This is a genomic window from Stenotrophomonas sp. VV52, assembly GCF_002893095.1.
Taxonomy (GTDB): domain Bacteria; phylum Pseudomonadota; class Gammaproteobacteria; order Xanthomonadales; family Xanthomonadaceae; genus Stenotrophomonas; species Stenotrophomonas aracearum.
The window spans coordinates 280,762-293,481 of sequence record NZ_PKQQ01000001.1 but is presented as its reverse complement, the minus strand read 5'-3'; the positions used below and the strand labels follow the sequence as shown (position 1 = coordinate 293,481).

Below are 12,720 nucleotides of genomic sequence, written 5' to 3'. Positions count from 1 at the left end.
CCGGGTAGCCCCCGGAGGGACGCTAGAAAACATGGATGTTTTCTAGCAGCCTACATGGACGTATTCACGGCGTGTCCCGGAGCGGGGCTGCCCGGCGGCCGCCCCTGCACGTAGCACTGAGACGCTGCTCTTGGCGAACAACAAAAAACCCGGCCAAGGCCGGGTTTCCTGTATGCATCAGCTCAGCGCAACTATCAGTCGCCCTGCTGCTTCTGCAGGTGTTCCCAACGTTCCTGGGCGTCGATGGTGCGTTCGGCGGTCAAACGCGCTTCGAGGCGGTCCAGGCCGATTTCTTCGCCGGTGTCGACACAGAAACCGTAGTCGCCGTCTTCCAGGCGCTTGAGCGTGCTGTTGATCTTGCCGATCAGTTTGCGGTAACGGTCGCGGGTGCGCAGTTCCAGCGAGTTTTCGGTCTCGCGGGTGGCGCGCTCGGCTTCGTCGCCGATGTCACGCACTTCTTCCTGCAGGTTGGCGATGGTCTGCTTGGATTCCTCGACCAGTTCATTGCGCCAGTTCTGCAGGCGCTGGCGGAAATACTCCAGCTGCAGCGCGCTCATGTACTCCTCTTCCGCGCTCGGCTTGTAGCCGGCCGGCAGGATCGGACGGCCAGTGGCCTCGTCGGTCTTGTATTCCACCACTTTCACCTTGGTGCGCGGGGCCGGTGCGGCCGAACGGGCGGCGACGGCCACGGCGACCTTGCCAACCGGACGCGACACGGGCTTGGGAGCGGATTCGGTTTTCACGGGAGTTTTTGCAGGCGATTTCGAAACGGGCACGGGATTCTTGTTTTGCGGGGCCTTCGGGGCGGGGGCGGCCGCTACTGGCTTCGGCGCGGCGGCCGGGGCAGGAGCAGGCTTGGCCGCGGCCTTGGCCGGGACAGACTTGGCCGGGGCCGGCGATGCCGGCTTCGGTGCGGACTTCACTACGGGTGCTGCAACCGGCTTGGCAGCCGGCTTGGTGGCGGCAGGCTTGCTGGCCGGCTTGGCCGGTGCAGGCTTGGCAGCCGCCTTTTTCACCGGCGCGGACTTGGCCGCCGGTGGGGTCGTTTTCTTGGCCGTGGTCTTGCTGGCGGGTGCGGCGGCCTTTTTCACCGGGGTCTTTGCGACCGGCTTTTTGGCTGCCGTGGTCTTGGCGACGGCCTTTTTTGCTGCCGGCTTGGCAACAGGCTTCGGCGCTGCCTTCTTGACCGGCGCCTTGGCGACCGGCTTCTTGGCAACGGCCTTCTTCACCGCCTTGGCCGGCGCCTTGGCGGCCGACTTTTTCGCAGATGCCGGCTTGGCCGCCGGTTTTTTGGCAACAGGCTTGGCCGCCAACTTCTTTACAACGGGCTTGGCGGTTTTCTTGGCGGCCTTGACGGCCTTCTTTGCAATTTTTTTAGCAGCCACGAAACGCTCTTCCTTGGTTTCCCCGGGGCCCGGGAAAGCGGGCCTTTATAGCCTACCCGACCAGCAGCAGCAACCTCTTCACCCGCTCCGTTCAGGCCTGGAGCATGGCGCGGGTTCCCGAGCTGCGCAGTTCGGAACCTGACCCGGCGATGGCGCCGGGGCGGCCCGCCGCGCCTGCGCGCGGACGGGTCCAACACCCCATCCTGCGACAAATGCGGCCTTCATGCCAACTGCTCTAAGATTGGGGGGTGATCTCCCACCTGCTCATCGCCCTGTTGCGCTTCTACAAGCGCTTCATCAGCCCCCTGCTCGGGCCGCGCTGCCGGTTCGTGCCCAGTTGTTCTGAATACGCCATGCAGGCCATCGCCACGCATGGTCCCGCGCGCGGCAGCTGGCTGGCCGCGCGCCGGCTGGGGCGCTGCCATCCCTTCCATCCCGGTGGCGTGGACGAGGTGCCGCCGCGCACCGCGCACGCCGATTGCCGCTGCACAGGAAAACACTGAAATGCCCTCCACGCTCATCGTCAACGCCCGCATGGTCAACGAAGGCCGCGTCTTCAACGGCGACCTGCGCATCGAAAACGGCCGCATCGCGCAGATCGGCACCGGCCTGCAGCCGCAGGGCGGCGACCAGGTGGTCGACGCGGCCGGGCGCTGGCTGCTGCCCGGGATGATCGACGACCAGGTCCACTTCCGCGAACCGGGCCTGACCCACAAGGGCGACATCGCCACCGAGTCGGCCGCGGCCGTGGCCGGGGGCCTGACCAGCTTCATGGACATGCCCAACACCAACCCGCCGACCCTCAACGCGGCGGCCCTGCAGGCCAAGTACGACTCCGCGGCTGGCCGTGCGCGCGCCAACTACGGCTTCTACATGGGCGCCAGCAACGACAACCTGGAAGACGTCAAACTGATCGACCCGCTGACCACGCCGGGCGTCAAGGTGTTCATGGGCGCCTCCACCGGCAACATGCTGGTCGACAACCCGGAGACGCTGGACGCGATCTTCAAGTTCGCGCCGACCCCGATCATCACGCACTGCGAAGACACGCCGATGATCGACGCCAACGCCAAGGTGTACGCCGAGAAGTACGGCGATGCGCTGAGCGCGGAGCAGCACCCGGACATCCGTTCGCGCGAGGCCTGCCTGAAGTCGTCGGTGCTGGCCGTTTCGCTGGCGAAGAAGCACGGCACCCGCCTGCACGTGCTGCACATTTCCACCGCCGACGAGCTGTCGCTGTTCGAGAAGGGCCCGCTGGTGCGCGCCGACGGCAGCCGCAAGCAGATCACCGCCGAAACCTGCATCCACTTCCTGCGCTTCGACCGCAGCGACTACGCGCGGCTGGGCAACCTGATCAAGTGCAACCCGGCGATCAAGGAAGCCAGCGACCGCGAGGCGCTGACCCGCGCGGTGGCCGAGGACGTGATCGACGTGCTCGCCACCGACCACGCCCCGCACACCTGGGAAGAGAAGCAGAAGCCGTACCCGCAGGCGCCGTCGGGCCTGCCGCTGGTGCAGTACGCGCTGGTGGCGGCACTGGAACTGGTGCATGAGGGCAAGCTGGAGATCACCCAGGTGGTGCAGAAGTTCGCGCACGCCCCGGCCCAGCTGTTCGACGTGAGCCAGCGCGGCTACCTGCGCGAAGGCTACTGGGCCGACCTGGTGCTGGTGGAAGACGTGCCGTTCACCGTGAAGCGCGAAGACGTGCTCTCCAAGTGCGGCTGGTCCCCGTTCGAGGGCATGACCTTCCGCTCGCGGATCGCCTCGACCTGGGTCAACGGCCAGCTGGCCTGGGACGGCACCCAGCTGGTGGGCGCGCCGAACGGCCAGCGCATGAGCTACGACCGCTGATGCGGGCACGCGTACTGGGCCTGGGCCTGCTGGCCCTGGCCCCGATCGCAACGCTCGGCCTGCTGCCCTCGCCCGCCGAGGCCCAGGCCGATGCGCGCGTGGTGTTCCCGGCCAGCGCTTCGCAGGGTGCGATGGTGATCGGCAAGGTGCCGGCCGGCAGCGTGGTCCGCTATGACGGGCGCACGCTGCGGGTGAGCGGCTATGGCAGCGTGGTGTTCGGGATCGGCCGCGACGCGCAGGGACCGCTGCAGGTGCAGGTGCAGCGCCCCGATGGCGGCAGCGAAACGGTGAGCATCGCGGTGACCCCGCGCGACTGGCCAGTGGAGCGCGTCAACGGCGTGCCGCCCAAGACCGTGAACCCGCCGCCGGCCATTGCCGAACGGATCAAGCGCGAACAGGCACAGGTCACCGCCGCGCGTGCGCGCGACGACAACCGCACCGATTTCGCGCAGGCCTTCATCTGGCCGGTGCAGGGACGGATCAGCGGTCGCTTCGGCAATGCGCGGGTGTACAACGGCCAGCCCGGTTCGGGGCATTCGGGCATGGATATCGCGGTGCCGACCGGTACGCCGGTGAAGGCGCCGGCTGCCGGTGTGGTGACGTTTGCCGGCCCGGATCTTTACCTGACCGGCGGCACCTTGCTGCTCGACCACGGGTTCGGGATCAGCTCGAACTTCCTGCACCTGTCGCGGATCGACGTGAAGGTGGGCGACCGGGTCGAACAGGGCCAGGTGATCGCCGCCGTCGGCGCCACCGGCCGTGCCACCGGCCCGCACCTGCATTGGGGCATGAACTGGTTCGACACGCGGATTGATCCGCTGTTGGTGCTGGAGCGCAACCGGTGACGCCGCGCCCCATCCGATACGTCGTCGACGGGTCGCCGGTAGGGCCGGTTCCCAAACGGCCGCCGATAACGGTGATCGGTGCGACGAACGCATGACCCAAACCGAAGGGCGCGTTCCGATCAGAGGTCATGCCCCAACAGAACGATGCACAGGCATCGGCGGTCGATCGGGATGCGACCCTACCGGCGATGCGTGCGATTGCACGCATGAACGGATGTCGCGTTACCCCCGTGCTGCCCACCAAGTGCGCAGCAGCGTCCTCACGGGCGTCGCTTTGAGCTCCTGCCCCTGCGACCACGCCTGCTGGCGGGTGCGCGCGAGCGAGGCGTACAGGCGGCGCGGACGCGGGCCGGCGACGCGGGCCGGCCAGTTCCGCAGCAGCTGCTGGCCCCAGCGATGGGTGGCATTGCCGTCGTCGTCGGCCAGCAGCGAACGCGGCACGGCGGCCACGCCGGCTTCGTGCAGGCGCTGGGCCAGGGTCTGCAGCACCACCGGGGTGGCGACATCGCCACGCGCGGGGGTGTCGAACATCACTGCTTCCACCGCCGCCACCGCCGCGCCATAGGCCTGCAGCGCGCGTTGCGCCTGGGCCGGGTCGACCGGCACCGCACGGGCTTCGATCAGGTCCGGCAATGCCTGCGCCAGTTCCGCCCACGGTGCGCGTACCGGCTCGAGCATCCGCCCCAGCGGATGCCGCGAGCGCTGCGCGGACCAGCTGCGCAGTTCCTCGCCCCACCACGCCAGCTTGGCGTCGGCCGGCATCGGGTCGCCGCTGGTGTTGAGGATGTCGTCGAATTCCTGCAGCAGCGAGAACCAGGCCACCACCAGCGTGCGCTGGGCTTCGGGCACGAACGGTTCGGCGACCTGCCATTCCGGCCAGCGGGTGCGCCATTTGTCGAGGAAGCTGTCGAGGGCGGTGGAGGTGGTCATTGCGGGTTCCTTGCCGCCGGCCAGGCGCGCGCGTGCTGCAGCTCGGCAGGCTGTTCGACCATGACCTCGGCGCCCCAGGCCAGCGGATTGTCTTCGTCGAGGCGGTAGCCCCACAGCGCGGCTACCGAGGCCATGCCGGCGGCGTTGGCGGCGACGATGTCGCGCTCGTCGTCGCCGACGTAGATGCAGGTGGCCGGGTCGATCTGCATGCGCTCGGCGGCGGCCAGCAGCGGCAGCGGGTGCGGCTTGCGCTGGGCCAGGGTGTCGCCGCCGATCAGCACCGCGCAGCGCGTTTCCCAGCCCAGCTGCGGCAGGATCAGCCGTGCCAGGTATTCGGGCTTGTTGGTGACGATGCCCCACACGCAGCCAGCGGCTTCCAGCGCGTCCAGCATGCCGGCCACGCCTTCGAACAGCACCGCGTGCTGGCCGATCAATGCTTCATAGCGCTGCAGGAATTCGGGAATCAGCGCATCGCGTGGTGCCTGCTCCAGCTCGGGGAATGCGACCGAGACCATGGCCCGGGCGCCTTTGGACACCACCGGGCGCAGTGCGTCCAGCGTGATCGGCGCGCGACCGCGCGCGTCCAGCATGGCGTTGGCGGTGGCCAGCATGTCCGGCGCACTGTCGAGCAGCGTGCCGTCGAGGTCGAACAGGACGGCGGCAGGAAATGCCGCAGCGGTCGGGTCAATCTCAGACACCGGCGCGGTCTTCCGGCTTGACCGCATGGGCCAGGTAGTTGATGTCGGTCCGCGAGCTCAAGCGCGCGCGGTTGCGCCACGGCTCGTAGGCCATGCCGCTGACATCGCGCAGATTGAAGTCGGCCTCGCGCAGCCACCTGCCCAGCTCGGCCGGCTTGATGAAGTCCTGGTAATGGTGCGTGCCCTTGGGCAGCAGGCGCGCCACGTACTCCGCGCCGACGATGGCCACCGCGAACGCGGCCGGGGTGCGGTTGATGGTGGACAGGAACAGCTGGCCGCCGGGCTTGAGCAGGCGGTGGCAGGCGGCGATGATCGCGCCCGGGTCCGGCACGTGCTCCAGCATTTCCATGCAGGTGACCACGTCGAAACTGCCGGGCTGTTCGGCGGCCAGGTCTTCCGCAGCCTGCACGCGGTAGTCCACGCTCACGCCCGACTCCAGCCCGTGCAGGCGCGCCACCTTGACCAGCTCGGGAGCCAGGTCGATGGCGGTCACGTCGGCACCAGCCTGGGCCAGCGCCTCGCTGAGCAGGCCGCCACCGCAGCCGATGTCGAGCACGCGCGCGCCGCGCAGCGGTGCGCGGTCGGCCACGTACTTCAGGCGCACCGGGTTGAGCGCATGCAGCGGCTTCTGCGGGCCGTCGGCGTCCCACCAGCGGTTGGCGAGCGCGGCGAACTTGTCCAGTTCGGCCTGGTCGAAATTGGTGGAAGCGTGGGGAGCGTTCATGGGGGTCCTCAAACGTTTAGCGGACGTGGCGGATGCGCTCGCGCCACTGGCGGGCGTTGGCCACGAGGGCGGCAGTGTCCATGCCGACCAGCTCGCGCTGGACCAGCTTGGGCTGCCCGGCGATCCACACGTCGCTGACCTGGTGGCGGCCGGCGGCGTACACCAGCTGCGAAAGCACGTGGTGCAGCGGCTGGGTTTCCAGCGCCGAGAGGTCCACGCAGACCAGGTCGGCCTGCTTGCCCACTTCGATCGAGCCGATGCGGTCGCCGAAGCCCAGCGCGCGGGCGCCACCCAGGGTGGCCGCGCGCAGCGTGGTCGCCGCGTCCAGCGCGGTGGCGTCGTTGGCCACGGCCTTGGCCAGGATCGCCGCGGTGCGGTTCTCGCTGAACATGTCCAGGTCGTTGTTGCTGGCGCAGCCGTCGGTGCCGATCGCCAGGTTGACCCCGGCGCGCTGCAACGCGCAGGCCGGGCAGAAGCCCGACGCCAGCTTCAGGTTGGATTCGGGGCAATGCACCACGCTGACGCCGCGCTCGGCGCACAGGTGGATTTCCGCTTCGGTCAACTGGGTCATGTGCACCGCGATCAGGCGGTCGTTGACCAGGCCCAGGCGGTCCAGGCGCGCCAGCGGGCGCTGGCCGTGCAGCTTGATCGAGTCGCTGATCTCCTGCGCGGTTTCATGCGTGTGCAGGTGCACCTGCATGTCCAGCTGGTCGGACAGCATGCGCACGCGTTCGAAGTTGGCGTCGTTGACGGTGTACGGCGCGTGCGGGGCGAACGAGGTGCCGATCAGCGGGTCGTTGCGCCACTGGTCGTGCAGTTCGCCGGCCTTGGCGAAGTACTCGTCGTCGCTCTTGGCCCAGGCGGTCGGGAAATCGATGATCACCGCGCCGACCAGCGCACGGAACCCGTGCTGCTTGTACACGGCGGCCTGGACGTCGGCGAAGAAGTAGTTTTCGTTGGCGCAGGTGGTGCCACCGCGCAGCATTTCGGCAATAGCCAGGGTGGTGCCGTCGGCGACGAATTCGGGGCCGATCACCGCCGCTTCCACCGGCCAGATATGCTGCTGCAGCCACACCATCAGCGGCAGGTCGTCGGCAACGCCGCGCAGCAGGGTCATCGGGTTGTGGGTGTGCGCGTTGACCAGGCCGGGCATCAGCGCCGCGTCCGGGCGCGAGACGGTCTGCTTCGGGGCGAAGCGCGAACGGGCCTCGGCACGGGGCAGGATCGCGACGATTTCGCTGCCGCGCACGGCCACGGCATGGTCTTCCAGCACCACCGCATGCGGTTCGATCGGGACCACGTAGCCGGCTTCGATCAGCAGGTCACAGGGTTCGGGAATGCGGGGGGTGTCGGTCATGCGGGCTCGCTTGGGATCTCGGCGATCCGGCAATGCGAATCACCGCGGTTGTTCGGGGTGGGTAGCGCCGGCCGTTGGCCGGCCCAGGCGATCCGTGGGCCGGCCAGCGGCCGGCGCTACCCGTAATTCGACCGTCGGTCGAATTACTTCGCAGCGCGTGCGGAGTATTCGCCCGAGCGGGTGTCGACCTTGATGATTTCATCCTGGTTGACGAACAGCGGCACGCGGACCACGGCGCCGGTTTCCAGGGTGGCCGGCTTGCCGCCGCCGCCGGAGGTGTCGCCACGGACGCCCGGGTCGGTTTCGGTGATCTTCAGTTCCACGAAGTTCGGCGGCTGCACGAAGATCGGCTCGCCGTTCCACAGGGTGACGATGCAGGACTCTTCGCCCTTCAGCCACTTGTCGGCGCCGCCCATGCCGGCCTTGGTGGCCTGGACCTGCTCGAAGGACTCCGGGTCCATGAAGTGCCAGTACTCGCCGTCGGTGTACATGTAGTTCATGTTGGTGTCGACAACGTCGGCCTTCTCCACGTCATCGGTCGCCTTCATGGTCATTTCGACCACGCGGCCCGACTTGATGAAGCGGTACTTCATGCGGGTGAAGGCTTGGCCCTTGCCCGGCTTGACGTACTCGGTCTCGGTGATGACCGCCGGTTCATTGTTGACCAGGATCTTCATCCCGTTCTTGACGTCGTTCATGCCAACAGTGGCCATGCTGAAACTCCTGAATGGGCAAACGCCGCGCGGGCGCGGCGAGCCGGATAGAATGGAAAGGCTTTCCCTATGATAACCGCAGGCCCCCATTCCATGCAGCTTTCCGCCACGCCCCTGCCCACCCCCGTCCGCTGGCAGCAGCTGTGGCGCGAGGCGGTCCGCGACCCGCGGGCCCTGCTGGAACAGTTGGGGCTGGACCCGGACGCGCTGCCGATCTCCGGCGAGGCTGCCGCACAGTTCGCGGTGCGGGTGCCGCAGGGCTTCATTTCCCGGATGCGCAAGGGCGACCGCCATGACCCGCTGCTGCGCCAGGTGCTGCCGGTGACCGACGAGCTGCAGCATGCGCCCGGCTTCACCCTGGACGCGGTGGGCGACGGGCTGGCGCGCAAGGCCACCGGGGTGATCCAGAAGTACCACGGCCGGGCCCTGCTGGTGACCACCGGCAGCTGCGCGATCAACTGCCGCTACTGCTTCCGCCGCCATTTCGACTATGGCACCGAGAACGCGGCCCGCGAGGGCTGGCGCGAGGCGGTGGACGCCATCGCACATGACCCAGGTATCGACGAGGTGATCCTGTCCGGCGGCGACCCGCTGTCGCTGGCCACCCACAAGCTGGTCGAGCTGACCCAGGCGCTGAAGCAGATTCCGCACCTGCGCCGGCTGCGCATCCACAGCCGCCTGCCGGTGGTGCTGCCTGAGCGCGTCGATGACGAGCTGGCGCAGTGGATCGCCGGGCTGCCGTGGCCGGTGGCGTTCGTGATCCACGCCAACCACGCCAATGAATTTGATGGTTCGGTGGACGCGGCGATGGCGCGCCTGCGCGGTGCCGGCGCCACCCTGCTCAACCAAGCGGTGCTGCTGCGCGGGGTGAATGATTCGCTGCAGGCGCTGCAGGACCTGAGCGAACGCAGTTTTGCGGCGGGCGTGCTGCCGTATTACCTGTACCAGGTGGACCGGGTACAGGGCGTGGCGCATTTCGAAGTGGACGATGACACCGCCAAGGCGCTGCATGCGCAATTGACTGTGCGGTTGTCGGGATACCTGGTGCCGAAATTGGTGCGGGAGATTTCCGGGGATGCCAGCAAACGCCCCGTATGACGGGGCGTTTGCGTAGGTAACCGCCGTTGGCGGTTACACCGATTACGGGCGTTTACCGCCCGGATTCAATCATCTCCACGACCTCGGTGGCGGTGATCGGCACGCTCAGCCAATACCCCTGCGCCAAATCACATCCGCGCTGGCTCAGCAGGTCGAACTGCACTTCCTGTTCGATGCCTTCGGCCACGACCGTGATGCCCAATGCATGCGCCATGGCGATGATCGCCGTGGTCAGGGCCAGGTCGTCGGGGTCGCGCTGCATGTCGGCGACGAAGCTCTTGTCGATCTTGACCCCGTCCACCGGCACCTGGCGCAGGTGGCTCAGGCCGGAGAAGCCGGTGCCGAAGTCGTCCAGCCAGACCTTCACGCCGGTGCGGTGCAGCTTGTCCAGCAGCGCTGCGGCCAGCATTTCATCGCCGATCACCGCCGTTTCGGTCAGCTCCAGGTGCAGCCGCGAGGCCGGTAGGCCGGTGTCGCGCAGGCAGTCGGCCACCAGCGCGGGCAATTCGCCACCGCGCAGCTGGCGCGGCGACACGTTGACCGAGACGAACATCCCTTCGCCGTCGACCGAATGCGGCCACTGCACCGCCTCCATGCAGGCTGCGCGCAGCACCTTGGGCCCGATCACTTCGATCAGCCCGCTCTGCTCGGCCACTTCGATGAACACCGACGGCGGAATGGTGCCCAGGGTCGGGTGCTGCCAGCGCAGCAGTACTTCCACCCCGACCATGCGGCGGTCGCGGGTGCGGAAGATCGGCTGGTAGACCAGGCGCAGCTCGCCGCGCTCCCACGCGCCGCGCAGCTCCTGCTCCATGTGCACGCGGCGCTCCACCGCGTGGTCCATGGCCCGGCTGTAGTAGCGGTAACAGTTCTTGCCGGCGACCTTGGCCTGGTACATGGCGATGTCGCCATTCTTCAGCAGGGTGGTGGCGTCAGCGGCATCGTCGGGGAACAGGGTCACGCCGATCGAGGTCCCCAGGAACAGCTCCCTGCCCTGCACCACCAGCGGCTTGCTCAGTTCGCGCACCAGCAGTTCGGCCAGCTGGCGTGCCCCGGCGGCGACGTCGCCGTCGCCGATCAGGATCACGAACTCGTCGCCACCGAACCGCGCCAGCAGCGCTTCATCGCCCCCGGCCTGCGCCACCGCAGCACTGATCCGCTGCGCGAACTGCAGCAGCGCTTCGTCGCCGGCCTCGTGGCCCAACGTGTCGTTGACCCGCTTGAAGTCGTCCATGTCCGCGAACAGCAGGCCGAGGCGGTGCCCGGAGGCACGCGCGGCCATCAGCCGGTGGTCCAGCGCCTCGCGGAACGCCAGCCGGTTGGTCAGCCCGGTCAGGGCGTCGGTGTAGGCCATGTGCCGCACTTCGCGGTCATGCCGGGCAATCGCTTCGCTCATCCGGCCGAAAGCGCGGACCAGCTCGCCCACTTCGTCCTGGCGGCTGTTGTGGCTGAGCTGCGGGCGGTAGTCGCCAGCCTCGATCTGGCGCGCCGCTGCGGCCAGGCCGCGGATCGGGGCGACCAGGGTGCGCTGCACGTAGACGATGACCATCGCACCGATCACCAGCAGCAGCCCGAGCATCAGCAGCAGCCAGCCCAGGTGGCGCTTGCCGACCTGCTGCAGGCGCTCGCCCAGGGTGGTGTTGGCACGCTGCTCCATCGCCTGCACGTCGTCCAGCGCCATGCCGACGCGGACCCCGCCGATGCGCTGGTTGCCGACCATGATCGGCATGGCGTTGTCGAGCACCTTGGGCGATTCCTGAACCACCAGCTTGCGCGCGGCCACCGCACCGGGTGCCAGCGGGTCCTGCATGGTCTTGCCGAAGTCGATCACTTCGGTGCTGCCGTCGTGGATCAGCTTGCCGTCTTCGTCGAAGACCAGCACATAGCGCACCACCTGCTGCCGCGAGGTGTTGCGCACCAGCGCACCGACCTGGGCCAGGTCGTTGTAATAGAGCGGATTGGCCAGCGCGTCGGACAGCTCGCGCGCCAGGGCCTCGCCCCGGCTGCGCACGCTGCGGTCGAACAGCTCATGGATGACGCTGCCGCTGAGGCTCTTGACCTCATCCTGCATCGCCGCCTGGCGCCCCAGCACCACGGCCACGATCGCCACCACCACCACCATCGCCCCGCCCATCGCCAACACGAAACGGGACTGCATTCCGGAACCCAACGGCCTCATTCCACTTCCATCCGCACGCGTGTAAGACCCTGTTTCAATTCATCCAAACGGTGCTGCATCTGCGCATCGACCCGATGGAACCCGGACGTACCAAAAAACTTTTCCAGCGCGTCCTGCGCCTGCGGATCCGAGGCGGCATCCAGCAACACCTGCTGCAACCGGTCGCGCACCTTGGGGTCCAGCCCCGAACGCACCACTTCCACCGCACGCGGGTACGGCTCGGTGCGGAGGATGACGCGGAAATCCCGCCGGAACGTGGCCGGGATGCGGTGTTCGTCCGTCCAGTCGACGCTGCTCACGGCACCGGCGTCGACCACTCCCTTGTGCACGTAGGTGGCGATGTTCGCCTCCGAGCGCGCGAACACGTAGCCCACGGTGTCCGGTGCGGCCGCGTCGCGCGCGGACAACAGGATCTCCGGGGTCAGTCCGTTCTGCAACAGGGTCATCACCGGCACCAGGTAGGCGCTGGTGGAGGCCACGTTCTGCAGGGCCAGGGTGTGGCCCTTGAGGTCGGCCAGCGAGGTGATCGGACTCTCGCGGCGCACGAAGAACACGGTCTGGTAGTCGCGTACGCCGCTGCGTTCGGTGAGCAGCAGGGGCTGGGCGCCGCTGCGCAGGCCCAGCGCTACGGCGGTGCCGGCGGTCTCCGTGACCCAGTCGACCCGGCCACGGCACAGGTAACTGGCCATCTGCTGCGCATCCGGTGCCATCAGGATGCGGCCTTCGGTGATGCCGACGTCGCGCATGCGCGGGACGACGTAGTCGAGCAGGGGTTGCAGTTGCGCATAGTGTGACTTGGGATTGTCGCTGATCCGACCCAGTACGAGGACGTTGTCAGGGCCGGCGGCCGCAGTTCCGGTCATCGCAACGATGCCCAGACACAGCAGACCTCCCTGCAACAGCCATCGCAGTACCGGCAATCCCATTCGCTCCCCCCAAG

Annotated in this window: 12 protein-coding genes; 4 read left to right on the top strand and 8 right to left on the bottom strand. The window is 68.0% G+C overall.

Annotated features, from left to right (window positions below):
• Positions 1-194: 194 nt before the first annotated feature.
• Positions 195-1,385, bottom strand: coding sequence for an RNA polymerase-binding protein DksA (gene dksA / locus C2U58_RS03820; protein WP_102944608.1), 1,191 nt, complete (start codon positions 1,383-1,385; stop codon positions 195-197).
• Between the two features lie 248 nt (positions 1,386-1,633).
• Here dksA and yidD point away from each other — a divergent pair, with 248 nt between their 5' ends.
• Genes yidD through C2U58_RS03805 form a run of 3 tightly spaced genes read left to right on the top strand, consistent with a single transcriptional unit; the run spans position 1,634 to position 4,081 of the window.
• Positions 1,634-1,888: a membrane protein insertion efficiency factor YidD gene (gene yidD, locus C2U58_RS03815; protein ID WP_070209637.1), complete on the top strand. Its 255-nt coding sequence runs from the start codon at positions 1,634-1,636 to the stop codon at positions 1,886-1,888.
• 1 nt (position 1,889) lies between these two features.
• The gene (locus C2U58_RS03810; RefSeq protein WP_102944607.1) at positions 1,890-3,236 is read left to right on the top strand and encodes a dihydroorotase; all 1,347 of its coding nucleotides are present in this window, start codon (positions 1,890-1,892) and stop codon (positions 3,234-3,236) included.
• Positions 3,236-4,081 carry a M23 family metallopeptidase gene (locus C2U58_RS03805; protein ID WP_172448065.1) on the top strand — a complete coding sequence of 282 codons (846 nt, stop codon included), beginning with the start codon at positions 3,236-3,238 and terminating at the stop codon, positions 4,079-4,081. The genes C2U58_RS03810 and C2U58_RS03805 overlap by 1 nt, the downstream gene beginning before the upstream one ends.
• Positions 4,082-4,303: 222 nt before the next feature.
• Here the strand turns inward: C2U58_RS03805 and C2U58_RS03800 are convergent, their stop codons facing one another.
• The 5 genes from C2U58_RS03800 to efp all read right to left on the bottom strand — a co-directional run bounded on the left by C2U58_RS03800 (position 4,304) and on the right by efp (position 8,503).
• Positions 4,304-5,011, bottom strand: a complete 708-nt coding sequence (locus tag C2U58_RS03800; RefSeq protein WP_102944606.1) for a squalene/phytoene synthase family protein — start codon at positions 5,009-5,011, stop codon at positions 4,304-4,306.
• On the bottom strand, positions 5,008-5,700 hold the full coding sequence (locus tag C2U58_RS03795; RefSeq protein WP_253256666.1) for a phosphoglycolate phosphatase: 693 nt from the start codon (positions 5,698-5,700) through the stop codon (positions 5,008-5,010). The genes C2U58_RS03800 and C2U58_RS03795 overlap by 4 nt, the downstream gene beginning before the upstream one ends.
• A 1-nt stretch (position 5,701) precedes the next feature.
• A complete protein-coding gene (gene ubiG / locus C2U58_RS03790) occupies positions 5,702-6,433 on the bottom strand; it encodes a bifunctional 2-polyprenyl-6-hydroxyphenol methylase/3-demethylubiquinol 3-O-methyltransferase UbiG (protein WP_102944604.1) in 732 nt (243 codons plus the stop codon).
• Between the two features lie 16 nt (positions 6,434-6,449).
• The gene (locus C2U58_RS03785) at positions 6,450-7,790 is read right to left on the bottom strand and encodes a TRZ/ATZ family hydrolase (RefSeq protein WP_102944603.1); all 1,341 of its coding nucleotides are present in this window, start codon (positions 7,788-7,790) and stop codon (positions 6,450-6,452) included.
• Between the two features lie 143 nt (positions 7,791-7,933).
• Positions 7,934-8,503, bottom strand: a complete 570-nt coding sequence (efp, locus tag C2U58_RS03780) for an elongation factor P (RefSeq protein WP_070209427.1) — start codon at positions 8,501-8,503, stop codon at positions 7,934-7,936.
• Between the two features lie 93 nt (positions 8,504-8,596).
• On the opposite strand from efp, the gene epmB reads away from it, so the two are divergent.
• Positions 8,597-9,601, top strand: coding sequence for an EF-P beta-lysylation protein EpmB (epmB, locus tag C2U58_RS03775; RefSeq protein ID WP_102944602.1), 1,005 nt, complete (start codon positions 8,597-8,599; stop codon positions 9,599-9,601).
• A 52-nt stretch (positions 9,602-9,653) separates the two neighbouring features.
• Here epmB and C2U58_RS03770 read toward each other — a convergent pair whose 3' ends face one another.
• Positions 9,654-11,780 (bottom strand): EAL domain-containing protein, encoded by a 2,127-nt coding sequence (locus tag C2U58_RS03770; RefSeq protein WP_070209425.1) that lies wholly within the window; start codon positions 11,778-11,780, stop codon positions 9,654-9,656.
• The gene (locus C2U58_RS03765; RefSeq protein ID WP_172448084.1) at positions 11,777-12,700 is read right to left on the bottom strand and encodes a phosphate/phosphite/phosphonate ABC transporter substrate-binding protein; all 924 of its coding nucleotides are present in this window, start codon (positions 12,698-12,700) and stop codon (positions 11,777-11,779) included. The genes C2U58_RS03770 and C2U58_RS03765 overlap by 4 nt, the downstream gene beginning before the upstream one ends.
• Positions 12,701-12,720: the final 20 nt, after the last annotated feature.

Bases quoted from the DNA above. Each gene is read 5' to 3' on its own strand.
- efp (WP_070209427.1), bottom strand. From the start codon at position 8,503: ATGGCCACTGTTGGCATGAACGACGTCAAGAACGGGATGAAGATCCTG.
- C2U58_RS03770 (WP_070209425.1), bottom strand. From the start codon at position 11,780: ATGAGGCCGTTGGGTTCCGGAATGCAGTCCCGTTTCGTGTTGGCGATG.
- C2U58_RS03785 (WP_102944603.1), bottom strand. From the start codon at position 7,790: ATGACCGACACCCCCCGCATTCCCGAACCCTGTGACCTGCTGATCGAA.
- epmB (WP_102944602.1), top strand. From the start codon at position 8,597: ATGCAGCTTTCCGCCACGCCCCTGCCCACCCCCGTCCGCTGGCAGCAG.
- C2U58_RS03805 (WP_172448065.1), top strand. From the start codon at position 3,236: ATGCGGGCACGCGTACTGGGCCTGGGCCTGCTGGCCCTGGCCCCGATC.
- C2U58_RS03810 (WP_102944607.1), top strand. From the start codon at position 1,890: ATGCCCTCCACGCTCATCGTCAACGCCCGCATGGTCAACGAAGGCCGC.
- C2U58_RS03800 (WP_102944606.1), bottom strand. From the start codon at position 5,011: ATGACCACCTCCACCGCCCTCGACAGCTTCCTCGACAAATGGCGCACC.
- ubiG (WP_102944604.1), bottom strand. From the start codon at position 6,433: ATGAACGCTCCCCACGCTTCCACCAATTTCGACCAGGCCGAACTGGAC.